The following is a 24,472-nucleotide window of genomic DNA, read 5'->3' as shown; positions in this document are numbered from 1 at the left end:
CATCAATTGAAAAATATGTGCTATTATCTCTTCTTCCCTTATATCGTATTAATGCGCATCCTGTACCGATTTATTCGAACAGAAGGTCGGATGACGTTGGCGATATGCCTTGTTTCATACTCTCTATGGTCTCTATTTTTATTCGACATCATTCAATGGCCAATCGCAATCGAATTTGTAATCATTATGTACGTATCAAGCGCTCTATATGTACCTCATTTCTTCTTTGACGCGGATGTGAAACGAAGACGATTGAACGGTTACATCCCGATTGAGGAACGACATCATTAAGTCCAATCTATTTCATTCAAATAGTCTAGAAGCTGTTGATTAGAAATCTCATTCTGCATCAATAGTTTCTTCCCTTTTTCTATCCTTTGATTGCCTGGATAGTAAAGTCTCAAAATTTTCAAGCATTCGTCTACGGTCGCCGCAAAACTCTCGTCTTTTACGTTGATCGTCAAATACCAACCTCGGATGACGCGCTTCACGATGGAGCGCTTCTCCAGATGAGACATCTGTCCACGAAGTAATTTGGACTTAGCTGTTTCGATGGTGGAAACGAAATCCTGGTTCAATGCCTCGCTCACACGAGCATCCGGCTTCATGAACGGGAATCGAGTCGAAACATCTTCCCCGTAAACACACGTACAGAGATGCCTTAGCCAAAAGCCCCATTCAAAACGGTTCGCCGGATCCAGTGCCACATCCAGACGACCGATATCGTAGTCGATTTTAATGACTTCCGGATGCTCTATTAGCAATCGCTCCGTCTGCTCCACCAATTCCGTCGCATCGACATCCTCATGCACGAGCACCGTCAAATCGAGATCCGATTGCCCAGCAACGGCCGTCCCGCGCCCGATACTTCCATAAAGGTATATGCTATGTAGCTGTTCATCGAATGCTCCTTTCACCAATTCGATTGCTTTGAAGAGCACCACTTCAAACTCAGGTTGCACGTGATGGATGGATGTTTGGTTCATGACGTAACCTGCCTCGTCCGTACCAAGTCGGGTCGGCTTATTCATGACACACCTTGTTCAATGAACGCTTGGACATCAAGCACTTGGTGAAGATGAATCTGGTCGACGATATAGTAATATTTCGTATTCGTTTCGGGATATTCCTCAACGATTGCTTCGCACCATTCACGGTCGAACATCTTTTCCCACGATGCACGGAGTTCTTCCTCGTCCTCTGCCTCACGGTCTTCAAAAGAGAGGAACCATCGATTTAAGGCGAACATCCAATAACCTGCTTCCAATTCTAAAACGACCTCATCAGGTAGCTCGACGGTCAATAGGACACCCGGCTCCCCAACCTCTAAAAAACCACCACGTGCGACATTTGGTGGAGTATCACTAAGCCAAACGGGATCATTCCCATTCAGTAATCGTTTCATGCGTTGCTCATATTGGTCAACCAACCAATCGTAGGCAGATCGATGATTGGCATCTTCCTCATCTTTAAGCATACCGTAGTTCGGGTCACCGAATAAAAAGCCATTCTTCTTAGCGGCTTCCCACGCACCTGCATGTTGATATGTATAATAAATTGCCATTTAATCGACTCCTTTTAAGTCTCTGTATTCAGTGTAACGAGAATATAGGATACAATGCCAGTGACAGTCTTTTAATTTGGTTGTATTTGGAAGTATAATGAAGACGTAGAAAGGGAGGCATGTCTATATGAACGTCATCATGGTTTCATTATTCGGACTCATCTTCACGGTGTTGCCAATTGCCGTACTAATCATCGGTATGTTGTGGATTCGTAATGTCGTCGTACGTTCTGAGAAACGAGCAGACGAGCAACTCTTTATGGAACGTGAACGCTCGAAACAGATACAAGTATTGATCGAACGTCTCGACCACATCGAACAACAATTAGATTCGAACGCAAAACGCAGCTGACTTAAGTTAGCTGCGTTTCGTCTGATCACACTTTCCATTCAAATGGTTTAGACCGAATGAGTCCGAGCTTATGCCCGATTCGCCATCCCATCCCTCTCACTCGGTCTAATAAACTATCGCCTCGACCGACAAAAGGCATAACGGCTCGAACTTGAGTTAAATCAATTCGGTGGATGACGTGTTGATATACCAATTCGACATTAGGTTGATCCGCGACAGACTCTTCGCACCATGCTTTGTCAAAGATACGTTCCCACGATTGACGCACGAACCGTTCGTCCGGTTCGTCTTCTCGGTCATATTCTTCTAACGTCTCATACAATGGAAAGTTACTAAGCACATGATGCCAATACGAAAACTCGGATGCCAACACTTCTTCATCGGGTATCTCAACAGTCAAGACGACACCTCGGTTCCCCTCACCAATATGTCCTCCCCGTCCCAAATCGGGAAACTCGTCCCAACACCAGATTGGATAGTTCCCATTTAATGAGATACCGATACGCTTCTCGTATTGTTCGACCATCCAATCATAGGCAGGCTTGAACTCTTCCAACCCGTCTTCACTGAACAACGCATATTCTCCACTCGCTTCAAGATATCCTTTCCTCAAAGCTTGTTGCCATGCTTCTTCTCGTTGATGTGTGTAGTAGATGCCCATGACCTTTCAATCCTTTCATCGTTACTCTTCGGCTAGTTTAAAAGATTTCAGCAGAAGAACTACGATAAAAAAATAACCCGGTCATATTATATGATAGGTCTGAATGATACGGGTGAAGATAGATTTATCAAAGATGAGGGACGACCGTATTCCATCGACTCATCGATGAACGTCTCTATTGTGCGTACGTTCTCCGTCACCACTTTGACGAGGTAACTATACTGCCCGGCTAGACGATGACATTCGATGACAGACGGCTGTTGACGACAAAATTCACGGAACGCCTCACAACGATGGGTGTCATAAAGAATAAAGGCGGTTACGTGTTTGTCCATCTTTTCGGGATTGATGACAGCCCGATAGACTGTGATGACTCCACGTTCTTCGAGTCGCTTCACCCGTTCGGTCGCAGCAGGCGTAGACAATCCAATCTGTCGTCCTAATTCGGTCATCGAAATCCGGGCTTGTTGTTGCATCAATTCAAGAATATGGCGGTCTATTTCATCCACTTGGCATTCACCTTTCAAAATAAAGTGAAACGGTACATAATCCGTTCTTTCTTAAGTCATTCGCTGAAACTTCCGTCAAACCTCTATGTATCTGTATTCCTCCGTTGCATACACTTGAAGTAACCAATTCAAGGGGGAATCAACATGCAAACAACAGTCGTTCCATTACTCATCATCGATGTCCAACAAGCCTTTCATGATCCAAGCTGGGGAAACCGCAACAATCCACAATGTGAAGAGAATATCGCACGGTTGATTGAAGCGTGGGAAGCTCAAAATCAACCAATCATCTACGTCCAACATGTCACGAACGTTCCAACCTCACTCTTCTATTTCAAAAAAGACGGTCATTTGTTCCAAGACTTTATACAACCTCGTGAACAAGATGTCATCCTGACGAAACAGGTGAATAGCGCCTTCATCGGAACGGACTTACAGGAACGACTCGAATCACTTGGTGCGACACAGATCGTCATCACCGGATTAATCACGAACCATTGTGTCGAGACGACCGCACGGATGGCGGGAAACTTAGGATTCAACCCAATCGTCGTCTCCGACGCGACGGCAACGTTCGACCGTCAATCAATCAGTGGGGCATGGATCCCCGCAGCGATCATCCATGACGTGTCACTCGCTAGTTTGAATGAAGAATTTGCATCGATTCAAACGACAAATGAGGTCATGAAAGATGTGTTACAAAAAGAAGTACAGTCCTGATGGATTGTACTTCTTTATTTTATGCGTTCGACTGAGGACTCGGATACTTCACTGCGTTTTTCACGAGCTTGTCTTCAATTGCTTTCGAGACATCGATTCCAGCAGCGTGAGCGAACGTCAACGCGTAAATCAACACGTCTGCCAATTCCTCTTCCATCTCCGTCTTCTTCGTCTCAAGCGCTTCTTCACTCGACACCCATTGGAATACCTCAAGGAGCTCACTTGCCTCAAGCGATAACGATAGCGCCAAGTCTTTCGGATTATGATGAAACGCCCAGTCGCGCTCATCACGGAATTTAATGATCTCGTCCATTAATCGTTGCACTTCGTTCATATGCTCCACATCCTCATCGTAAAGGTTTTTTGTCTCTTCAAACTCTATTCCATTTTACCAAAAGATGTAACCTCCATGTGTAATCATCTTCCTCTTAAGCCCTTCTCTGTAAAATGTTATACTCCAACTAAAAAGGGAGGGATTTGGTGCTTACTTTCCAAAACGTCTCGGTGCGCCAACAAGACACACTCATTCTCGAAAACATTTCATTTACGATTCAACCAGGCGAGTTAGCGGCTGTCCACTGTGGCTTCATTTCCCGAGAAATCATCTTCGGTCTCATCAGTCAGGAAATCACGACTTATACCGGGAACATCGACCACCCTTCAACACTATCCCTCTTCTCCATACGGGACGGTTTATACGAGCGACTCACCATCGAGGAGTATTTACGCTTTACCAAGCGCCTATATGATTCAACTGACTCGGTCGACTCGGTGATGCAGCAACTCCAACTCACGACTTACCGCAAGCACCGCCTCCACCGTCTTAATCGCTCTCTTGTCAGACGCACGCAGTACGCCGCGCTGCTTCTCCAGGATCGTGACCTGTATGTGTTTGAAGAACCTGACCAAGACGTGGACCAAGAGACACGCCATCTTTTACGCGATGCGTTACAGACATTGACGTCGAGACAAAAAGCCGTCCTCGTGTTGACGAGCAACATGGAAAGTGCGCTCTTCATGACATCGACCGTTTATCGGATCGACCATCGTCACTTACGCCTGTTAGACGTGGAACCAGAAGAAACGGATGAGACAGAAATCTCATCTGAGGTTATCCATGTCCGTTTCGAAAAGATCCCGACGAAAGTGAACGAAAAAATCATCTTACTCGACCCTCCTGAAATCGACTTCATTGAGAGCCAGGACGGCCAATCGATTTTACATAGTGAATCTGAGCAGTTCCCGAGCGTCTTCACGATGAACGAGCTCGAGACACGATTGACCCCGTATGGTTTCTTCCGTTGCCATCGGTCCTATCTCGTGAACTTACAACGTGTCCGCGAAGTCATCACCTATACGAAAAACAGCTTCAGTCTCGTCTTGGATGATTCAGAGAAGACGACGATTCCGTTATCTAAGACAAAAATGGCAGAACTGAAGACGATGATGGGGCTCAAATAGTCTCCATTCATAGTTCCATTCGCTTCGTTCACCTCCTGATATGCGCCATTTATCGCCATTTGAATGCGGTCCCCCTTTATTCCTTATACGATAGAGGCAAGCAAGACGACATCGACAAGGAGGAACGGGAATGGAACCAATCATTCAAGTGAACGGGTTGAAGAAATTGTTTGGGAACGAGGAAGCGTTACATGATGTGACGTTTACAGTCGGAAAAGGGGAAGTGTTCGGCTTCTTGGGACCGAGTGGCTCAGGAAAGACGACAACGATTAAAATTTTGACGTCACAACTCGCACAGACAGCTGGCGATGCCACCGTATTCGGTGTGCCGGTCGCTGACTTGAAACAAGAACAGTACCGCAAACGCATCGGCGTGTTGACGGACAATAGCGGTCTCTATACACGACTTTCTATAGAAGAGAACTTGAGCTTATATTGTGACCTCTATGATGAACCAAAGACTCGGATCGATGAGGTATTGAACATGGTCAATCTTAGCGGGGAACGGAAAAAGCGCATCGACAAACTCTCTAGAGGGATGTTGCAACGGGTGACGCTCGCACGCGCCCTTCTTCATGAGCCAGAGCTCCTGTTTCTAGATGAACCGACCTCGGCTCTCGACCCGGTCAACTCTCGACATATCTATAAAGGGATTGAACGGTTGAAGGCAAACGGAACGACCATATTTTTAACGACCCACGACATGCAAGAAGCCGAAGAGCTCTGTGACCGTGTCGCTTTCTTACATCAAGGGTCGATTCAACTGCTCGATGCCCCGAACGTATTGCGCAGGAAATATGCGACGGGATCGATGCGAGTTGAATTGAACAACGGTCAGACGCATGAAGTGACGCAAACCGACGAAGGCGCGGACTGGCTCCATAAACAGATGCGTGCTAAAAATATCGCATCGATTCACTCCAATGAGCCGACACTCGGCGACATCTTTATCGAAGTGACAGGGAGGAAATTATCATGACTTTTTCAATGAAACGCGCACTCGCCATTTTCCAAAAAGACTATAAAGATTTGTCTCGAAACTTGTTCGTCTCGTCGACCTTGATCATGCCGCTCTTCTTCGCTGTCTTCTATTCGCGAATCGGTGACGGTGGCGTCGACATCACGTACTTCGTCATCAACATCACGTTCAGCCTCGTCGCGATCTTTGTGCAGTGTGCATTGATTGCCGAAGAAAAGGAGAAGAACACGCTTCGCGGGCTCATGTTGTCCCCAGCGAGCATGCTCGACATCTTGCTCGGAAAGAGCGCTCTCACATTCGTGACGACGATGATCCTCATCGTAGCCTCGTCATTTTTGATGGATTATGCTCCACAAAATCTGGCTGTGATCGCCCTCGCGCTCATCGTTTCAACATTCTTTTATATCGGAATCGGAACGATGTTCGGCTTGATGACGAAGACGGTCATGGAAGCTTCATTGATTGTCATGTTGCCGTTCTTTTTCTTCTCGTTCTCACCGATGTTGTTACCACTACAAGATCGGTTCGCCATCATCGGAGTGCTTGAGTATTTACCGAACGTGCTCTTGATTGATGTGGCTCGTCAAGTGGAAGACGGTGCGAACTTCGGTAGCGTCGGGCTAGAGCTTGGGTTGCTAACTGCTTGGGCGCTTGCAGCATTCGTCGGTAGCGTCGTGATGTATAACCGGAAACAGACGGACTGAAAAAAGAATCGCCTGAGAAAGGGCGATTCTTTTCGTATATACTCATTTATGTTCCGCCGGTGTCCAACGCTCCTGTTCACTCGACGCAGGATAATCAATTCCATCCGGATAGGCAATCAGCTCGATGAGCGACCCCCACGGTGCCTTCCCGTATACACCTTGGTTATCCCCATTGTCTTCGACGCCGGCTAACGGGTGTGGTTTTGATAACAACTGTCCACCCGCACGTTCAAAGCGCTGAGCCGCCTCTTGCATATCATCCACATAGATTGCGAAATGATGTAAACCGTACGATGAGATTCCTGTCGGTTCAGTTTCATTTACTCGTGCGACTTGAAACAACTCGATAGACGGTCCTGATTTGATTTGGAGCAGCCGCATATGGATGATTTGTTGTCCGTCTGGTAAGTCCAGTTGTTGCTCTGCCTCTTTCCCTTGCATCGGTTCATCTTCTGGACGTTGCACGTCATAGCAAATCTCAGCGTGGAACGCATCTTTCAAAAAAGTAGTTGCCTCCTCAATAGAAGGCACCGTCATTCCGATGTGATCAATTCCTCTGTTCATGATGAGTCCCCTTCCATTGTTGACGGATCCGATCCATCCACGTCATGACATCCCGTGAATAAAGTCGCGTCTCGTCAGATTCACCAGAAATGACACGATGCATCGCGTCGATTTCATAGCGTAATGCCTGCTCCGTCTCCCCGAGCTGAACGGTCTCAACCGAGCCATCTTTCGTGTACGTGATGGTCGCCTCCGTCGCACGAGGAAACGCATTGACGGTAATGTACCCCTCTTCTCCGGCGACTACTCCTTGCTTCGGTAACTTCGTACGCATCGCAAGGGTAATGTTCACCATTTGATCAGAACCTGTACGAAGGATCATACTCGATTGTTCATCGACCCCGGTTTTGTATGGTTTCATCGTCGTCAACACTTCCACTACTTCTTCGTCCAAGAAATTTCGAGCGAACGATAAGGCGTACGTCCCGATATCGAGCATCGCACCCCCAGCCAATTCCGGATTGAAGAATCGGTTGGACGGATCATCTTCTTTATAACTGCCGAACGTCACATGAATCATATTGACCCGTCCGATTGCACCTGCCTGAACACGACGTCTCAACTCTTCAAAGAGCGGCATATGATAAATCGTCATTGCTTCGAGCACAATCACCCCTTGATCATCAGCCAGACGTTGAATGTTCTCGAGCTCTTCACTGTTTAGTGTGATGGCTTTTTCGCAAAGGACATGCTTTCCATGTGCGATGGCTTGTTCCATCATCGAATAGTGAAGATGATGAGGCGTCGCTACGTAGACAATGTCGATGTCAGGTGACGACAACATCTCATCTAACGTTTGGTAGACCTGTTTTATCCCATATTTTTGCGCAAATTGTTCGGACTTTTCAACGTCTCGTCCCCACACTCCGTAGGCAACCCCCTCTGATTGCGCGAGTGCTCGAGCGAATTCTGTCGCTATCGCACCTGGTCCAATGATTCCCCATTGCTTCATTTCACTTCCCCCGTTTCTGTTGGATAGACAACTGTATCATGATGCGATGCGACGATGACGTGCGTGACGACATCTGTGAACAAGGACGTATCAACCACGCCACGTACTTGAGATAACTGGTGGTGCACCTCAATCGAATCTTCAGACGGACGGACGATCACGTCGAGTAATCGGTTTCCGTTCATCGTCACCAAAGCCCCATCACTGTTCAAACTTTGACGAACTTGTAGAGATTTCACCCATGGGAGCTTTCGGACTTTCTCGCTCACATAGGTGAATGCTTGTGGAAGAACTTCTAAGACAACCGGATGATCAAACGTCAATCGTTCCACAAATTTAGAGTCATCCACTAGTAATACATATCGCGTCGTCATGGTTGCAATGAGTTTTTCTTCCGTATGAATCCCGCCTCCACTCTTCAAGGCGTGGTGTCGTGTATCGACTTGGTCACACCCGTCAAAAGCAAGGTCGATCAGTGAGACATCCCCCGTCTCGACAACCCGAAGCCCTTTTTCAAGACAAGCACGTCGTGTCACAAATGAAGGTGTCACGATAGTTACGTCCAGTTGATTCGTATGAATCCTATTGATGAGGTGTTGAATCGTACTGCCACCCCCAAGACCGATTGTCATCCCCGATTCAATCCAAGGGAGCGCGGCTTCCGCACACTTCTCTTTCACATCCATCTGTTCATTCCCCCTGTAACAGTTGTTGTGCCGTACGATCAGTTGTCACGATGACATCAATTAGCTGATGCTCGGCTGCGACTCGAATCGCCTCTACTTTCTCACTTCCATAGGCCACCCCAATTTTAAGTGGCACCTTTGCGAGTTGTTGATGTTCAATATGGACTGTTCGATCCGATAATGAAGTGGTCACGGTCTCTCCATTTTGATTATAAAAGTGCGAGCAAAGATCTCCGATGATTTGGAGGTCGTTCATTTCTTCGGTAAACGTTTGTCCATAGAAAGCCAGCCAATTGGATTCTTGATTCAGTTGGGCCGAACCGATTCCAAAGAGGGCGATGTTCATCCGCCCCCATAGCTCTACGACTTCTTGAGCATGTGTTGATTTCGTCAATGCTTGTTTGATGGCAGCATTCGGTAAAATAGCAGGAACATCGATTAGTTTAGAACGTCCACGCCATTTCCGTGAGGCGTCATACGCCAACGTATTCGCATGAAAACGACTTTCGAGTTTTCCGTCCGGTCCACCGATGAGGGGCACACATTGGATACTTGAATACACTTCTTTCGGCGTGAGTGCTTCCACGACGGAAGCGAGTGCTGTCCCCCAAGAAAAACCGATCACATCGTCATCAGTCACCATCGACTCAACATATGTTGCGCACGCTTCCCCCATACGCTGTAACGTCTCTTCGCGTTGACCTGACTTTTCAGGTACAAGGATGACATGCTTTAGACCGAACTGCTCTTTTAGTTGAGCTGCCACGTCAATCGATTGATAGCGATCATAATCGATTTGAAATTTCACGATTCCTAATTCCCGAATACGTTTTAACATGCGACTAACCGTGGCCCGATTGACATCGAGCGTCTCTGCAATCTGATGTTGTGTTTGATTCTGTTCGTAATACAAGTGCGCTACTTCGTAAAGCCTCTTCAGTTCTTCTGACATTCAGTCACACTCCTTTGCACAAATGTACAATTAAATGAACAATTGTGCAACAAGAGGTATGTTTAGAAAAGGCAATCGGCTACTAGGGACAGACAAACAAATCGTACATGCGATGGCAACACAACTTTCTCCTTTGCTTGAGAATAAGAAAAAGCCTTCACAATGGAAGGCTTGGTAGAAAACATCATATTGCTTAGCGTTTCTGCTTTTCTAAACTAAACGGAATCGACTTCTTCAAGCCAAGATTATAACTGAGCTTCCAGGCTAATCCGCGAACCCGGTCCAACAAACAATCATCCAAGTCCCGAAAAGGCATGACTGCCCGAACCTGATGCAGTTCAATGCGATGAATCACGTATTGATAGTCTGGTGCCTCGATAGACCGATGAATCGCCATCTCCTCACACCATTTTTTATCAAAGATTTTTTCCCATGACTTTCGGGTATAGGCCGGATCAATATTTTCCCTGTGATCAAAGGCCTCGGCTGTATCGCAAAAAGTAGAGTGATACGGAACAAACTCCCAAAATGAAATTTCTGAAGCTAGTACTTGATCCCCCGGTAATTCAACCGTCAACACAACACCTTTGTTTCCTTGTCCGATATGTCCACCCCTGCTCAAGTCAGGAAACTCATCCCAACACCAGACCGGATAGTTCCCACATAACGAAATTCCAATTCGTTGCTCATATTGTTCAACCATCCAATCATAGGCTGGTTTAAAAAATTCAAATCCTTCGTCGTTGAAAAAAGCGTACTGAGGATCACCTTGTAGATACCCTCGTTCCAATGCTGCTTTCCAAGCGTCTTCATGCTGATATGTATAATAAATCCCCAATCATTCTCCAACCTTTCATATATCATATGCATTCACCATACAAAAAGTCTTGAAGATAGGAATGTACAAAAAATGCATAGGTGTTTTATTTATTATCCAAGTATCTCAATTTAAAAAGGCCATAAGTAATTGGTTTATTGATGGGGTCTTACATCTTATATTTTCTATCTCCGCTTTTCAACGACATAAGATTTTACTACGCTTGATTTTGTCAAAAACTACTCACACTTTGTTTTTTTCATATCATGTAATTCGATTTTCTATTTTCTGAATTGTATGCTGCGGAATAGCAATGAATAGTCTTCTGTCGTATGAACAACTACTTCATGTAAGGCTCGTGTCAATGAGACATATAATCGCCGCGCCTCCTGTGGAAATTCAGGATAGTTTTCTTGATCGACATCCATTAAAAGCACTGCATCAAATTCCATACCGCGCAAGTAGTCTACTGTAGAAATAACAATTTCTTCTCCAACTTTAGTAGTATCAGATACAATTAGTTGAGTACGTAAATTAAGTTTTGCGTGTAAGAACTGTGCGCGTTCTAATGTTGGTGTGATTATACAAATCGTAAATTGTTGTTTTCTCCAACGAGCCAGTACTTCTTTTATTTCTCTACTTTTCTTTGTCACTAGAAATTCGATAGGTTGCCCATCTCGGTTAAATGGATCAATCCATGTCGTATCGTGATCTGAATCATACAGTATTTCTTTAGCAAAATTAATAATAGGTTTTGTCGTTCGGAATGCTTTCGTTAGATACTCGATGCGCCATTTTGACTTTCCATGAGTTTTAATTGAATCCCATGACTCCATGTCAAACGCTTGATAGCTTTGTAGCGTATCTCCGAATATCGTCATCCCATGACAGATTTTTTCGAGCACCATTAAATCGAGCGGACGAAGCGTCTGGGCTTCATCAACAAAGAGATGGCTCCATTTTTCAGGATACCCATTTGTTTCATAGTGAAGATACATCCAGAGGAAGAGATCTAATCTTGTCGGAGATTTATATTTATGCCATGCCTTCAATAGGGTCTCATCCACATCTACTTTCATGTGTTCAAGCATCAATGGATTTTTTAGCATCTTCCAAACTGTTTCGGCATCAATTCGTAAGATTTCACTCCAAAAGTTCAAAAACGCTTCTCGCTTTTTCTTTTCGGATAGTAATCGATTTTTAAAATTCTCTTTCATCAATTCACTTAATTTTTGACGTTTTTCATCATACAAGTATTTTGTCCAAATCGATGCTGCTTCAATATACTCTTGTTCATAGTCCTTTTTATTTAAAATATGGATTTTTTCAAGTTCACTTCGAATCGTTTGAAGAATCCGCAATCTCTTTTCGTGAAATGTCCCATTTCCGGACATCCACATATCAATTGCTTTTTCATGTAAATAAACTAACTCATCCATTGGTTCATAACTAAAAAAAGTTTCACAGATGTCTTCGTTCCATTCTGCCAGCGCCTCATCAACCCACTTGATTAAATGGTTCGATTCATACAGCGGAAGTAATTCCAAATGGCCATTCTGATTTAAAAACTTTTTGTTCAATTGAACCGCAAAATCATCAAATGCCATTGTAGAAACTGATTGAATTTGTAAATGCTCCGCATCCTTCAACAGTTGATGAATCGTCGCTTCGTTCGGAGCTAAATAAAGCATCTTTCGGCGTTCATCTTGATACTGCAAATAAGACATACGATGTAGCGCCGTTAACGATTTCCCAGTTCCCGCCGCCCCTTGGACAATCATATATGTATTCACGGGTGCCTGGATAATGTGGTTTTGTTCGGCTTGCCGTGTTGCAATGAATCCATCAATAGAACGATCTTTTTGCTTCTTCGTCAACTCTTTCTCCATAAAACTCTCTTTTGGGACGTCAGGCACCGTCGACGGCTTTTTGAATGTCGATTTGATTTGCTCGGTAAATCGTTTTGTCAGTGAGCTCGGTTGCCGTTTTGGAGCACGACGATGATTTGCCTGAACGACACGTCGCTGTCTTCGATCAAGCTCAAGCTGTGTCATCCCGATGATGTCACCACCTGGCGTCTCAATCGCCTCCCCGTTAAACATAGACGCACGCATCGCCATCTCACTCCGCCAATCCAAAACGAGGGGGATCTCAGGTGAACTAGGATGCGCCACGCCGAACTTCCCGACCGGATAAATCTCTTCTTCACCTTCGTCCTCAATTACGAATGTGAACGAATACAGTTCTTTCAGGGCGTCCTCATACTTTTGGCGTTCCTGTGCGCTTTCCGATTGACGTGAATGTCCTCGCATGTCAATCATTTCATAGTCGCTTGATTCAAGACCCGGTTTTTCTTTAGTATCTTTTCCCGTTAAATGAGATTCAATGATTGTGCAAAAATCATTCAATCTTTTTTGTTCTTGCTCTATAACAGCCGTCACTTTCATGAACCTCCTCGCTCCCCACTCTGTTTTTTCTTTCGTTATGTGATTTCTATACGTGGCCATTTAATATTCTGTTCTTTACAATTTCTCTTTAAATATTGCAAATCACTCGTATAAACAAGATGAGCATTTTTATGATGCTTATGCAAATTTGAAATACCAAACAATAAATCGACAGTTCTTTGCAGAGCCAATTCAGGAATGCACTTTTTAAATAAAATTTCTCTTCGTTTTTTCATAGAAATTGATGTTACTTTAATGTAACCACATGCAGCTAAATCACTTTTTTCCTTTAGTTGAAACTGTTTCTCGTTATGACGAAACATTTGTTGAACAATTTGGTTCATACGATTAGATTCTGATTGTGATAAATCAAGATAACTTAATATTTTTTCTAATGCATGTGGATTGAATCGTTTTTCATCCCAATCTTTTAATAATAATCCGAATGGTGTAATGGCTCGATATGGGAGGTTGAGTCCATTCATTCTCCCAAAAAAACTGATTGCATCTTGCTCTTCCATGATTCGACTACTTTGTTTAAACTCTCTTTCGAACTCATCTATCGAAAGATACTCATAGTAAAATCGAATAATACGCAAATACACAATTGGGAGCTGTTCTTTCTGCGGGTGGGGTAACCCTCTTAAAACATGTAGATTTTGACGTATCAACTCCTTGAATGATTCATTCCCAGAACTGTGAAACACTTGTAGTAACTTCATTAATCGATTCATTCGCTGCTTCGTTTTATTTAGTGCTTTACGATTACGGATTAACTCATTCAAATTTTTCTCGATTATTTGAAACTGGTTTGTTTTAAGAAAAGTACTTTCCATTTGTTCAATTCTCATATCAATCCCATGTACGTGTTCTTTTTCCCTGTATCAATCTTATATGCTTTCTTCTCTGTGTTTTCTACATTCACAAATAACACTTTATAGTTAGTACCTCTCTTAGATTCATAAACTCCCATCCTCATCTTTTTCTTTAATTTATATGGATTAAATCGAACCTCCATTTCAATTACTCGATCTAACTTAGTAATTAAAACTTGAATCATATCAGATCGATGTAACGTAATTCTTTCAAGAGCTGCTATTTGGAACAACTCTTCATTAATAATTCGATTAGATGTTAAGTTTTGAAAAAATACACTTACCGTCCCAATACCTATATCGACTTCAATTTTATTTTCGACATAATGAACAGGTATTTTTCGTATAATCGATTCCTTATACTTTGCCATCACAAGTACGCTCCTCAACTAATCAAACTTCGCTAAATCCCAATGTGTCAAAATCCCCAATAATGATTGATTTGATTTCCCTGACTCAGTAATCAAAAGTACTTCTAGTTTTCGTCCTTCATTTGCGGCCTGTAAAAAATAATCCTTCGCTTCATAGACAGTAGTTCTTCTTGAAATAAAGCGATACGTTTCAGCAAGTTCATCGACGGAAATAAAATCGCTAACCCTAGTCTCTTCGAATGAAATAAGATCGTCCTTCACTTTTGATGCCAACCAATTCGTGATACCGCTTTCAGTAACAAGTGAAATAAACTCTCCCTTAGAATTAAATACAGGAAATTGAGAGTACTGAAACTGTTGAATTAGCTGCAGCATTTTACTCATCGAATCCGTTTCATTCAATGAATAGACGTCACAGAAGAAGTTATTCATCCGCTTTGGAGAACGTAACTTCTCTTCAATTTCAATAATCTCACCCACAATTTTCTCGTGCGGTTCCGCAATCGGCTCACCGTTCAATCCGCTCCCATGTTGAATTGCGTTGCGCAAGCGTCCAAAACTTTTAAGCCGCTCCGCTTTTTGTCGAATCAAGGGATTTTGTTTAGCGGCTTGATCCACAAGATAGGAAAACGAAATATGTTCTTCTTGTCCTAATTGCTGACGCAACATCGTTTCAATGTTATGCAACCGATCTAAGAAAATAACAGAGTTTTTCAGGAGATACCTCCATGTTTGAAAACCTGATTTCAACGCACCACAAACTCTTCTTGCTTAACAGTTTTCCATGCCTCACCGTCATACAATTTAAACAACTCGCTAGCTAATTGGTAATTTCGCTCAAATGCTACGTTACCTAGATTAAAGAATGGTTTTGTAGATTCGCTCCAATTCCACAACACACGCTTGTCTTCTCGAATTGGCATTTGTCGATCTTCTAACAATGCAGTGAGCGCTTTGCGTTCTATCGGTTCAGAGTATCCAAGCATCGCATAGAGAAAGTATGCGTACTCCGTCTCATCAAAATTCAAAACAACGACATGCGCATTATGTTCGTTAATAAACCGCATCATTATCCGATACTGTTCAAATAACAACGGTGCTAAAAGCGCACTTTCTGGATGGCTACCATTCAAGATTGATTTCGTTAATCGGGAACACTTCAATCGATGAGGTAACCGTAAAGCTGGGAAAGTAGGGATTGCTAGTACATTCGTTTTAACTCCAGCTAGTCGAAAGAAACGTTCAATTTTTTGATCAAACGCATGTCTTGTAGTCGAACTACTTTTTCCTTGTTCATATATGAGAGACGCCCATGTCAAAAACTGTTCTTCGTCCAAATTCTGATTGATTGACTTAGGGTTAAGGAGCATTCCACCTTCTTTATACTCAAATTCTTGAGTTCGATTTAATGGAGATTGGCCACCCCATATTATGACACGAACATCTTCGACATCTTGTGGGATAAAATGTGGAGCTGGTGCGTTACTACCTTCATATATGAATGGTATTAACTCTCCCCAAATCTGAATCAATTCTTCGTTCATATTTAATAAACTATTGGATTCTTGACGTGTATTCCAGAGACCCGGCTCAAAGCGCCATGTATGAAGCGTATCTTGAATGAAGTAGGGATGTTTGTACAGAATTGACTCGACCGTTTTCGGTGAATATGGATATTGCTGTTGAACCTCTTCAATTAACTTATCCACAGGAACCGGAGATTTCTGTTTCAATAAATAGTTTACCAAGAGTGAACGTGCGCTTGGATGTTCAAGGGATGGATCGAGTTCTTGTAGACGGTTAAGCCGCTCAGCTTCGCGCATATCCTCTGGTAGATACGAAGCCACTCTGACAGTCGCTTTGCCCTCCTGAAGATTCTCGAATATCATCTTTTGCCCCGGTTTTATTCGATGTTCAAAGAGAAAATCGCTAAAGCTGTGGCTTCCTGCCTGACCTTTTGCGTTCATGGTAAGGATAAAAGGACTCGACTGATTTAATACCTCTAACTGTCCATCGACAAAATACTTGGCTAACTCACCAGACACCTGAAAGGTAGAATTTCTTCGTTCAAGTGTAGATAAACGAACCGTCACACGATTATTGGCTGTACGTTCACGTTTAATAGGTTCAGTAACGTTTAAGCTCTGCTTTAGTCGCGGCGATGGAATTGGAGAAATAACTGTTTTCCCTCGCGTTTTATTTGAAGTGAAATCTAGTAGTTCTTTAGGTTTGGAATCATCATAAATAATTGTATTTTGAGAAATAACAATATTTCGTTCCATCTTTAAAACTTGTCTCAACCCTTCATAATAAGCAGAGAATATATTTTCATATGGCTGTTTTCGAAAATATTTTTGAATCACTTCTCGAATTTTAATCGGTGTTTCACGATTCCGTTTCAGATGCTCAACAATGGCGCCTTTTTGTTCTTCAATTTCTTCTAGAATATCTGGTGAGACGGTGATGTCGTAATCCATTGGTGGATTATCATAATCATATAAACTGATCCGTTGATAAGATGTCTTGAAACGAGAATCTACTTTAGGAAAGAACAAGACATTAGAATCTTGGATGTCATAGTATGATTTCACTCGTGCAATCACATCATGTCTGACGATATTTTCGAGTTTATTCTTGTACATATAGCGATGGACCAAATCATTTAGCAATTGCCACTCGCTTAAAATGATATATTGCGCATCTTTGCGTCCGTATTTTCCTTTTAACACAATAAAACGAGGGTCTTTATACAACCGTGTTATTTCTTTTTCTACATTTTTAGCCATTAAGATAGGCTCTCGGTTTTGACGTAGTTCACGTTCAAGCGCGTCAAATCGTGATGAAGGTTCATTTTTCCGTCTTACATAATCACCTTCGCTAATAACTGATGGTACGTTTGCTTCTAGAGCTGAGTTTAAGTTCAGAACTGCGAATTCCCTCTTACATCCTCGTCCTGAATCCCAAATCATCATCAAATATTCAATTAATTTCTCTCGCGTCAATACATCGGTGTGAAGTGAGTTAAATGCCAACTGAATATAACTAATATTTGAAGAGACTACCCCTGAAGATTCCATCATTTCCCCTCGCCCCCTTTATTCAAATGTTTTACAATTAAATTATATAAGAAAGGGGCAAAATAATGAATGATATTATCCAAAGCCTAGTTAATTTTTTATCAGGTAAAGATAATCAACAAGCCTCGATTGATGAGGTATTAGATTTACTTGAAGATGAGTTCATCGATTTGCGACAACTTCGACAGATTTTGACACATCAATCGCAAATTCAAATGAATGAGGAAACTCTTCAATTAACAAGTCAGAAGAAGCAATCTACACAAGCTAAAGCTTTTACACCTAAACAACGAACTGCACTCGTTGAAAACCTAGAAAAAAGATTGATAGGACCACAAAATGGTGAACAGGAAACACTCAAAGCGGCACCAAGTTCGTACTATTTGACCGGTCGCCTTTTTCCATATGGTGCCTCATCGAACGTCATTCATGAAGAAGAAACGGATCAACCTTTAAATGAAGTTGAAGGCATTACTGTTGAAGGTGAAGCCATTGAAGAAATCATTACTTCTCAAGACCAATTCCGTAATTCAAGCATGGGCGTTAGTTTCATTTTAAATGACATTACCCCACTAACTTGTCACATCAATTGGGCTCGTTATGAATTCGTAGAAGAAGATAACTCTTTTCATTACAAGCGGCGTCCGTTCTCAAAAACTATCTCACTTGATTTAAAACAAAGTGGTGAACTATCAGTCGACTTAGATTCAAACCTACTTTTAAAATGGTATGTTCGCCCAGGTAAATCAGGATTAGACATTAGTCTTTATCTCGTCCATAGCTTAGATTTGAGTTCAACTAATCGTTTTCCGAGACAGGAAGAAATCATCTTCCAACCGCAACTATCGTTTAGCATTAATAAGCAGTCGATTGTTCCTCGTCCTGCTTATGGTATGAATAACTTAATAAACTTCTTATATCGCGAACGAACCGTACCAATTATCGGTCACCAAATCGGTACAGATTGGTCTGTCGATGATACAACCTACCACTTCACAACCACATGGTTACCAAAAGAAGAAGTGCCACTTGTTGAGCATCAACGTTTGACAGATACATCGTTTAATATGCTTGATTTGGCTAAACAACCTAAAGATAAAGTAATCTCTAGATTAAACAAATTACCAGATGCGTATATGGAATGGATTAAAAAGGAATCAACGAAGTTAGATGGACTTAGCGAAATGGATCAATCCTTACTTTTACAACAAGTTGAACAAGCAAGAGAAACTTGCTCGCGTATGTACGATGGCATTCGTCTTTTGGAGACGAACGACAAAGCATGGACCGGCTTCAGACTCTCGAACTTAGCGATGCATATTCAACGCGAGCAAGGAATCCATGCCTCGGTTTACAAAGAAACAGGACAATATGATTTTGAACCCGTTAAAAGCGAATGGCGTTTATTCCAGTTAGCCTTTATTCTCATGAACTTACCTAGTAGTTTTGACGAGCAACATGAAGACCGTCAGCTTGTCGACTTGCTGTGGTTTCCGACTGGTGGAGGTAAAACGGAAGCTTATCTCGGTCTAGCAGCGTTTGTGATGTTTGTCCGCCGCTTAAAGAATGATGTGAGCAATCCAATGAGTTATGGTGGCATGAGTGTCATGATGCGCTACACACTCCGCTTACTAACCATTCAACAGTTCCAACGTGCGACACTTCTTATATGTGCCATGGAAGCAATTCGTCGACACGAAGATACTTACTCAAAACAGATTTCTGATATTCAATTAGCAGATCTAGGCACCGTCCCGTTTTCAATTGGACTTTGGATCGGAAGTGCATCTACACCAAATAATTATGATGATGCAAAAATTGCTCTCCAAAAACTAGAAAGTAACGAGCCTCTCGAGAACGGTGAGATCGGAAACCCGATGCAACTTAGCCATTGTCCTTGGTGTGGTGAGAAGTTAACTGTACAATGCTATTCTGTCGATCGGAGTAAAGCGACAATCAAATGTCCGAAGGCAAGATGCACGTTTCATACTGGAATACCAGCTTATACGATTGACGAGGCGATTTATGATCATTTACCGTCACTTGTCATTGGAACAGTCGATAAACTAGCACAAATCGCATGGCAACCACGAATTGGCGAATTGTTTGGTCGAAAATCATCCTATCGAGTCTCTAGCAATAAATTTATAGGTGATTCTCCGACACAAGATTTGACTCAGCAACAGGCTTGGCTCCCACCTGCGGATCTCGTGATTCAAGATGAGCTACATCTATTAAATGGTCCGCTCGGTTCTTTAACAGGATTATATGAGTTTGTGATTGACGAGCTCATGGGCTTTGGGGAATCAAAACCAAAAATAGTAGCTTCAACTGCTACAATCAGTGGGGCAGAATCTCAAATTCGAGGTCTTTATGACCGCCCGGCAAATCAATTCCCTGTCTATATTCAATCACCTGATGACTCATTTTTCTCTAAAACAGTTCCGATTGATGAGAAGCCAGGACGTCTATATATAGGAGTTTCTTCGCCAGGCGTCAGTATGAAAATCCATACGGTGAATGTATATGGAGCTCTAATTGCAGCGACTCGGAAACAAGAAAAGCAAGCAGAACTCGATCCGTATTGGACAGTCGTTGGATATTTCAATACCATACGTGAATTGGCCGGAACGAATACAATGTTTTATGACGAAATTCGAACCTATCTTCAGGCAAATGAAATTGAAGAACCATTACTCGATTTCGAAGAGTTAACGAGTCGCAAAAAAGCACAGGAAATTCCTGAATTATTAGCTCGAATGGAACGAACATTTGAGAATGATGAAGTATTGGATGCCGTGCTATGTACCAATATGATTTCAGTTGGAGTTGACGTCAACCGCCTCGGCTTAATGGTTGTGCATGGTCAACCGAAGACAACTGCTGAGTATATTCAAGCTACAAGCCGAGTTGGGCGTCAACACCCTGGTCTTGTCGTGACAATTCTGAATCCTCAACGAACACGCGATTTGTTCCACTTTGAGCAGTTCAAATCATTTCATCAGTCGTTCTATCAATATGTGGAACCTACAAGTGTGACACCATTCTCAAAAGGTGCATTAAAACGTGGAATTACTGGTGTTCTCGTGGGATTAATTCGTCAAACGATGACCTCGCCTCCTATTTCAAAAGCCAATAGTGCAGGTCACTTTAACTTAGATGCCGTAGATGCTTCAATGATTGATCGCTTCGTCGCTCGAGCTAAATCCGTTTATGATTGTTCAGAAACAGAAACTCGTCAGCTCGTCAGTGAAGTGTTAGATACATGGGAATCACTCGCTAATCGTACAAATCGTGAACTAGCCTATCGGCAAAAAATTGTGAACGGTAGACCGATGAATACGTCACACCATTTGTTGAAGTACTTTGAAGAAACACCTTATACTCACGAGGCGATGTTTGCACTCACTTCTTTACGTAGTGTGGAACCTGAAATTAAAGTGGAAGAGGAGGTCAATCGCTATGACAGCTGGTGATTCAAAGCATTCTTATCAACGTGGCTCAATTCGAGCGGCTCAATTACTTCATCACTTTGGACCGGGGGCGATCGTAGATTTACCAGATGGTAGTTTCATTACGAACGCAGTGGATCAATGGAAGTTTAAATACGGTCAAATACGAGAGGAAGATCACGATGCTGTCATGAGCGCATTCAATCAAAAGCCGATTCGCCTACTAAATAGCAATCCTGAAGCAATCCGAACGAAAGTATCACGCTTTCCGATCTGGCGTTTCTGTCCGAATTGCGGATCTATGACGGATCAACCGAGACGCACATTTTGTACGAACCCAAAGTGTGAACCACTTGGAGTAAAATATGCGCCGATGCGTTTTGTAACGGTTTGTCGTAAGGGACACATTAGTGATTTCCCTTGGGTGAAGTGGGCGCATCAAGGACATGACGTTTGCGATAAGCCACGTTTACGATTGATGACAGATAAGGGGACGCTATCGAGTTCTTACAAAACCATGCGAATTATATGCACGAATTGCGAAGCACCTCCCGTTTCTTTAGCAAGAATCAAAGAAAAAGGAGAGCTCGAACGCGTCACGGGTAAAAAATGCGCTGGAACCAAACCATGGATCTTACATCATCAAGTCGAGACTTGCGATGCTGAAATGACAGTGGCTTTGCGTGGAGAGACAAAACTACACATTCCAAATGTCCAAAGCGTGATTACACTTCCACTTAAAACAGCAAGTTCTGAAGCGATTTATCAAGAAATCGATAAAAAATATGAGTTATTTAAAAATACATGGTCAAATTTTTCCTCAGAACAAAAAATCGTCATGTTGAAAGGCATATTGAGTGACGGAGACTGGACAGAAAATGATATTCAAAAAGGAGTTCATTACTTAGACTCTAATCGACAATTGGACGACATTTCTTTTGGTTCTATTAAGCAACGTGAACTTAGTGCATGGAAGCATACGAAAACTGCGCCACTCCAAGAAAAAGATTGCAAAGCGGAGCGGGTGCCTGTTCCCGAAGACTGGACAGACTACATCAGTCACATTACTCGTGTAGATTTGATGCGCGAAGTCCGTGCCTTGACTAGTTTTAATCGTTTGAAATATGCCGATTCATTCGTCGAACGTAAAGCAGGAGATGGTGTTTCCATCTTTAAAAATCATACAAACTGGTATCCAGGAATCGAAATTTTTGGAGAAGGGATATTTATTGAATTAAATCCAGAGATGATTGAAGAATGGGAAAGTCGCGACTCTGTAAAGCGTATCTTTGAAAGTCAGTTAGCAAGATTTCAACAAAAACGTCTGAAACGTGACCAAGCTGAGATCGAATTATATCCGCGTCACATCTTGCTTCACACATTTGCTCACGCTTTAATTCGCGCATTTGCTGAAACAAGTGGGTATTCTTCTACCTCCTTACGGGAACGATTATATTTTGAGAATGGTGCTGCCTCTGTACTAATCCATACGGCCGAAGGTGACTCTGAAAGCAGTTTAGGAGGATTAATTGAACTCGCCAAGCCAGAGAAGATGTCATTGATGTTAAAGCGTGCCATTGAATTGACGGAGTATTGCTCCTCAGACCCGACTTGCCTTGAAGGTGGACAAGACCGAAAAGCTGCCGCATGTCATTGTTGTCTGTTCTTAAGTGAGACTTCTTGCGAATGGAACAATGAATTGTTAGATCGGCGGACACTTCATCCAAAGTTATCGGATGATCATCTTGCGTTCTTTAACCTATAACATTTTTTTAAATGCTAATCGCTTGTTTGTTTATTATTATCAAGTCTGGGACACAACCATTAGAATTATGCGAAAGAGGCTACAAGGAGCTGATATGCTCCCCAATAGGTAAATACAAATCTGTTTATCTGATTGGGGAGCATATCACACTGTGACAACCTCTTTTATTTTGATATCACCGAAACATCGGGCTCTGCCTGATCTATCAAGTGAAGTGATAGCTATTTCTCCTTATGCTCTTTTTTCTTTGTCTTCAACAATTTCACTTTGATGTTAAATTCACATTTAACATATAATCGCTATCAATATACGTTATTCAATAAATGGTTTAACCAATCCCCTTAGCTTAACAAGGTTTTCAATTAGTGATACTGCTTGAGGTACTTTTTCCATCGCGGTTTCAATACCACTCCAAGCCGCTTTCAAAAACCCCTTTTTGGGACTATCCTTTTTCAACTCTTCTTGAACAATATCCACATTGTCGTTAATTATTTCCTTTTCATCTTGCGGAATATCATCAGTTAGTAGCGTTTTAATAGACGCTACTAAATTGTCCAACTCTTCTCCACGAACATTATTCGTTTGAGTAGCTGTAATTGTTGAATTATCATTTGCTATATTTACTTGTGCTTGTCCACTGTTAACATTGATCATATACTTTGCCTCCTCATCAAATCCCATATCAATTGCTATCTCTGTTAAGTAATCTTCAATGTGATTAACAAAAGGAAGTATCACTCTATATCCAAATCCCTTAGTCATGTCCTGGTATTTATTTGAGTGACTATAAGAAAAACCAAATGATTGTATAGCTATATTATTTTCATTTAAATATTTTAAAATTCTATAAGTATATACAATCTCTTCTTCCACATTTGTTCCTGTCGCAAAAATAGCTCTTCCATAACTTTGTGTAACTTCACTTACTTCTTTATTAATATCAATCTCCTCAACAACAATGCTATTAATATAATCAAAAATAAGTTTGGTACTATCTATATAATCAACAAACATCTTTAATATCGAATTAAATTCTTGATAATGAACATTAATAGTCCTATTAGCTATCGATCTAAACCCTCTACTTATTTTCCTCAAATCTTTTTTATTGATTTCCATCGTAATTCACCCCACAGAATGGACAATAACTTCCAATCATTTTAACTATCGGTTTGATTTTTGCTTGCCGTTTACAGCATTCATAATTTTGAATTTCTAGTATTTCTATTCCCGCAACAACGGGGTCTTCTGGTTTTGAGGTCGGCTTCTTACCAGCTTTAAATGAAAGTCCATTCCCCTTAAACTTACGCTCCCATTTTTTCATTTCTTTAAATACATGTTCCATGGCATTATTTTCAGCCATTTTTAATGCTAGTTCAGTAACATCATCCGTTAGATAATTTTCACTTTTTAACCCACAACAAGGACACCAAATTCCCAAAGCATCTTCTGCTTCTATATCATATGGAGTAAGTTTGAAAAATCCCCCACATAATGGGCATTTCATCAAAATGAATCCATCATCATCAGCTGGGATTGATATTTCTAAATTAAAATTGGTCAT

General features: G+C 42.1%; 25 protein-coding genes. 8 read left to right on the top strand and 17 right to left on the bottom strand.

All coding sequences use genetic code 11. The features are described from left to right. Positions 1-15: 15 nt before the first annotated feature. Positions 16-291: a hypothetical protein gene (locus KNO94_RS11875; protein WP_214779961.1), complete on the top strand. Its 276-nt coding sequence runs from the start codon at positions 16-18 to the stop codon at positions 289-291. Here KNO94_RS11875 and KNO94_RS11870 read toward each other — a convergent pair. Then, on the bottom strand, positions 288-1,031 hold the full coding sequence (locus KNO94_RS11870; RefSeq protein WP_214779959.1) for a nucleotidyltransferase domain-containing protein: 744 nt from the start codon (positions 1,029-1,031) through the stop codon (positions 288-290). The two genes, KNO94_RS11875 and KNO94_RS11870, sit on opposite strands and share 4 nt — an antisense overlap. Beyond that, positions 1,028-1,564, bottom strand: coding sequence for a DUF3841 domain-containing protein (locus tag KNO94_RS11865; RefSeq protein WP_214779957.1), 537 nt, complete (start codon positions 1,562-1,564; stop codon positions 1,028-1,030). Before KNO94_RS11865 ends, KNO94_RS11870 begins: the two co-directional genes overlap by 4 nt. A gap of 127 nt (positions 1,565-1,691) precedes the next feature. Between KNO94_RS11865 and KNO94_RS11860 the strand changes: the two genes are divergently transcribed. Next, entirely contained in the window at positions 1,692-1,916 is a 225-nt protein-coding gene (locus KNO94_RS11860) for a hypothetical protein (protein ID WP_214779955.1), read from the top strand. A gap of 25 nt (positions 1,917-1,941) precedes the next feature. Here the strand turns inward: KNO94_RS11860 and KNO94_RS11855 are convergent, their stop codons facing one another. Beyond that, positions 1,942-2,577, bottom strand: a complete 636-nt coding sequence (locus tag KNO94_RS11855; protein ID WP_214779953.1) for a DUF3841 domain-containing protein — start codon at positions 2,575-2,577, stop codon at positions 1,942-1,944. 86 nt (positions 2,578-2,663) lie between these two features. Further along, positions 2,664-3,086, bottom strand: coding sequence for an Lrp/AsnC family transcriptional regulator (locus tag KNO94_RS11850; protein ID WP_214779952.1), 423 nt, complete (start codon positions 3,084-3,086; stop codon positions 2,664-2,666). 144 nt (positions 3,087-3,230) lie between these two features. On the opposite strand from KNO94_RS11850, the gene KNO94_RS11845 reads away from it, so the two are divergent. Continuing rightward, positions 3,231-3,806: a cysteine hydrolase family protein gene (locus KNO94_RS11845; RefSeq protein ID WP_214779950.1), complete on the top strand. Its 576-nt coding sequence runs from the start codon at positions 3,231-3,233 to the stop codon at positions 3,804-3,806. Positions 3,807-3,825: 19 nt separating this feature from the next. Here the strand turns inward: KNO94_RS11845 and KNO94_RS11840 are convergent, their stop codons facing one another. After that, entirely contained in the window at positions 3,826-4,140 is a 315-nt protein-coding gene (locus tag KNO94_RS11840) for a nucleotide pyrophosphohydrolase (RefSeq protein ID WP_214779948.1), read from the bottom strand. A gap of 146 nt (positions 4,141-4,286) precedes the next feature. Here KNO94_RS11840 and KNO94_RS15435 point away from each other — a divergent pair, with 146 nt between their 5' ends. The 3 genes from KNO94_RS15435 (at position 4,287) to KNO94_RS11825 (ending at position 6,950) form a co-directional block, all read left to right on the top strand. Then, positions 4,287-5,267 carry a LytTR family transcriptional regulator DNA-binding domain-containing protein gene (locus KNO94_RS15435; RefSeq protein WP_214779946.1) on the top strand — a complete coding sequence of 327 codons (981 nt, stop codon included), beginning with the start codon at positions 4,287-4,289 and terminating at the stop codon, positions 5,265-5,267. Between the two features lie 130 nt (positions 5,268-5,397). Next, a complete protein-coding gene (locus tag KNO94_RS11830) occupies positions 5,398-6,246 on the top strand; it encodes an ABC transporter ATP-binding protein (RefSeq protein WP_074034792.1) in 849 nt (282 codons plus the stop codon). Next, on the top strand, positions 6,243-6,950 hold the full coding sequence (locus KNO94_RS11825; protein WP_214779944.1) for an ABC transporter permease: 708 nt from the start codon (positions 6,243-6,245) through the stop codon (positions 6,948-6,950). The genes KNO94_RS11830 and KNO94_RS11825 overlap by 4 nt, the downstream gene beginning before the upstream one ends. 42 nt (positions 6,951-6,992) lie before the next feature. On the opposite strand, the gene KNO94_RS11820 is transcribed toward KNO94_RS11825, so the two are convergent. The 10 genes from KNO94_RS11820 to KNO94_RS11775 all read right to left on the bottom strand — a co-directional run bounded on the left by KNO94_RS11820 (position 6,993) and on the right by KNO94_RS11775 (position 17,694). Then, on the bottom strand, positions 6,993-7,514 hold the full coding sequence (locus KNO94_RS11820; protein ID WP_214779942.1) for a VOC family protein: 522 nt from the start codon (positions 7,512-7,514) through the stop codon (positions 6,993-6,995). Further along, positions 7,498-8,466 (bottom strand): Gfo/Idh/MocA family protein, encoded by a 969-nt coding sequence (locus tag KNO94_RS11815; protein ID WP_214779940.1) that lies wholly within the window; start codon positions 8,464-8,466, stop codon positions 7,498-7,500. Before KNO94_RS11815 ends, KNO94_RS11820 begins: the two co-directional genes overlap by 17 nt. Further along, positions 8,463-9,152, bottom strand: coding sequence for a ribose 5-phosphate isomerase A (gene rpiA, locus KNO94_RS11810; protein WP_214779938.1), 690 nt, complete (start codon positions 9,150-9,152; stop codon positions 8,463-8,465). Before rpiA ends, KNO94_RS11815 begins: the two co-directional genes overlap by 4 nt. Before the next feature lie 4 nt (positions 9,153-9,156). Beyond that, on the bottom strand, positions 9,157-10,104 hold the full coding sequence (locus KNO94_RS11805) for a sugar-binding transcriptional regulator (protein ID WP_214779936.1): 948 nt from the start codon (positions 10,102-10,104) through the stop codon (positions 9,157-9,159). A 193-nt stretch (positions 10,105-10,297) separates the two neighbouring features. Next, a complete protein-coding gene (locus KNO94_RS11800) occupies positions 10,298-10,942 on the bottom strand; it encodes a DUF3841 domain-containing protein (RefSeq protein WP_214779934.1) in 645 nt (214 codons plus the stop codon). Between the two features lie 260 nt (positions 10,943-11,202). Then, positions 11,203-13,362, bottom strand: a complete 2,160-nt coding sequence (locus KNO94_RS11795; protein WP_214779932.1) for a 3'-5' exonuclease — start codon at positions 13,360-13,362, stop codon at positions 11,203-11,205. 41 nt (positions 13,363-13,403) lie between these two features. Further along, the gene (locus tag KNO94_RS11790; protein ID WP_214779930.1) at positions 13,404-14,219 is read right to left on the bottom strand and encodes a hypothetical protein; all 816 of its coding nucleotides are present in this window, start codon (positions 14,217-14,219) and stop codon (positions 13,404-13,406) included. Next, a complete protein-coding gene (locus KNO94_RS11785) occupies positions 14,216-14,614 on the bottom strand; it encodes a hypothetical protein (RefSeq protein ID WP_214779928.1) in 399 nt (132 codons plus the stop codon). The genes KNO94_RS11790 and KNO94_RS11785 overlap by 4 nt, the downstream gene beginning before the upstream one ends. Before the next feature lie 18 nt (positions 14,615-14,632). Next, positions 14,633-15,283 carry a CBS domain-containing protein gene (locus KNO94_RS11780; RefSeq protein WP_214779926.1) on the bottom strand — a complete coding sequence of 217 codons (651 nt, stop codon included), beginning with the start codon at positions 15,281-15,283 and terminating at the stop codon, positions 14,633-14,635. Positions 15,284-15,360: 77 nt separating this feature from the next. Continuing rightward, positions 15,361-17,694 (bottom strand): hypothetical protein, encoded by a 2,334-nt coding sequence (locus KNO94_RS11775; RefSeq protein ID WP_214779910.1) that lies wholly within the window; start codon positions 17,692-17,694, stop codon positions 15,361-15,363. Positions 17,695-17,756: 62 nt separating this feature from the next. On the opposite strand from KNO94_RS11775, the gene drmA reads away from it, so the two are divergent. Beyond that, positions 17,757-21,167 carry a DISARM system helicase DrmA gene (drmA, locus tag KNO94_RS11770; protein ID WP_214779908.1) on the top strand — a complete coding sequence of 1,137 codons (3,411 nt, stop codon included), beginning with the start codon at positions 17,757-17,759 and terminating at the stop codon, positions 21,165-21,167. After that, positions 21,154-22,908 (top strand): DUF1998 domain-containing protein, encoded by a 1,755-nt coding sequence (gene drmB / locus KNO94_RS11765; RefSeq protein WP_214779906.1) that lies wholly within the window; start codon positions 21,154-21,156, stop codon positions 22,906-22,908. Before drmA ends, drmB begins: the two co-directional genes overlap by 14 nt. Positions 22,909-23,220: 312 nt before the next feature. On the opposite strand, the gene KNO94_RS11760 is transcribed toward drmB, so the two are convergent. Together KNO94_RS11760 and KNO94_RS11755 are read right to left on the bottom strand one after the other, a co-directional pair. After that, positions 23,221-24,027: a hypothetical protein gene (locus KNO94_RS11760; protein ID WP_214779904.1), complete on the bottom strand. Its 807-nt coding sequence runs from the start codon at positions 24,025-24,027 to the stop codon at positions 23,221-23,223. Next, complete coding sequence (locus tag KNO94_RS11755) at positions 24,014-24,472, bottom strand: TFIIB-type zinc ribbon-containing protein (RefSeq protein WP_214779902.1); 459 nt, start codon at positions 24,470-24,472, stop codon at positions 24,014-24,016. Before KNO94_RS11755 ends, KNO94_RS11760 begins: the two co-directional genes overlap by 14 nt.

Source organism: Exiguobacterium sp. s22 (assembly GCF_018617455.1).
Classification (GTDB): Bacteria; Bacillota; Bacilli; order Exiguobacteriales; family Exiguobacteriaceae; genus Exiguobacterium.
The sequence above is the reverse complement of the archived record's forward strand: the minus strand, read 5'-3'. Positions and strand labels throughout refer to the sequence as shown.

Coding starts and splice junctions, on each gene's coding strand:
- KNO94_RS11875 (WP_214779961.1), top strand. CDS start 16: ATGTGCTATTATCTCTTCTTCCCTTATATCGTATTAATGCGCATCCTG.
- KNO94_RS11870 (WP_214779959.1), bottom strand. CDS start 1,031: ATGAATAAGCCGACCCGACTTGGTACGGACGAGGCAGGTTACGTCATG.
- KNO94_RS11865 (WP_214779957.1), bottom strand. CDS start 1,564: ATGGCAATTTATTATACATATCAACATGCAGGTGCGTGGGAAGCCGCT.
- KNO94_RS11860 (WP_214779955.1), top strand. CDS start 1,692: ATGAACGTCATCATGGTTTCATTATTCGGACTCATCTTCACGGTGTTG.
- KNO94_RS11855 (WP_214779953.1), bottom strand. CDS start 2,577: ATGGGCATCTACTACACACATCAACGAGAAGAAGCATGGCAACAAGCT.
- KNO94_RS11845 (WP_214779950.1), top strand. CDS start 3,231: ATGCAAACAACAGTCGTTCCATTACTCATCATCGATGTCCAACAAGCC.
- KNO94_RS11840 (WP_214779948.1), bottom strand. CDS start 4,140: ATGAACGAAGTGCAACGATTAATGGACGAGATCATTAAATTCCGTGAT.
- KNO94_RS11830 (WP_074034792.1), top strand. CDS start 5,398: ATGGAACCAATCATTCAAGTGAACGGGTTGAAGAAATTGTTTGGGAAC.
- KNO94_RS11825 (WP_214779944.1), top strand. CDS start 6,243: ATGACTTTTTCAATGAAACGCGCACTCGCCATTTTCCAAAAAGACTAT.
- KNO94_RS11820 (WP_214779942.1), bottom strand. CDS start 7,514: ATGAACAGAGGAATTGATCACATCGGAATGACGGTGCCTTCTATTGAG.
- KNO94_RS11815 (WP_214779940.1), bottom strand. CDS start 8,466: ATGAAGCAATGGGGAATCATTGGACCAGGTGCGATAGCGACAGAATTC.
- rpiA (WP_214779938.1), bottom strand. CDS start 9,152: ATGGATGTGAAAGAGAAGTGTGCGGAAGCCGCGCTCCCTTGGATTGAA.
- KNO94_RS11805 (WP_214779936.1), bottom strand. CDS start 10,104: ATGTCAGAAGAACTGAAGAGGCTTTACGAAGTAGCGCACTTGTATTAC.
- KNO94_RS11790 (WP_214779930.1), bottom strand. CDS start 14,219: ATGAGAATTGAACAAATGGAAAGTACTTTTCTTAAAACAAACCAGTTT.
- KNO94_RS11785 (WP_214779928.1), bottom strand. CDS start 14,614: ATGGCAAAGTATAAGGAATCGATTATACGAAAAATACCTGTTCATTAT.
- KNO94_RS11780 (WP_214779926.1), bottom strand. CDS start 15,283: ATGTTGCGTCAGCAATTAGGACAAGAAGAACATATTTCGTTTTCCTAT.
- KNO94_RS11775 (WP_214779910.1), bottom strand. CDS start 17,694: ATGATGGAATCTTCAGGGGTAGTCTCTTCAAATATTAGTTATATTCAG.
- drmA (WP_214779908.1), top strand. CDS start 17,757: ATGAATGATATTATCCAAAGCCTAGTTAATTTTTTATCAGGTAAAGAT.
- drmB (WP_214779906.1), top strand. CDS start 21,154: ATGACAGCTGGTGATTCAAAGCATTCTTATCAACGTGGCTCAATTCGA.
- KNO94_RS11760 (WP_214779904.1), bottom strand. CDS start 24,027: ATGGAAATCAATAAAAAAGATTTGAGGAAAATAAGTAGAGGGTTTAGA.
- KNO94_RS11755 (WP_214779902.1), bottom strand. CDS start 24,472: ATGACCAATTTTAATTTAGAAATATCAATCCCAGCTGATGATGATGGA.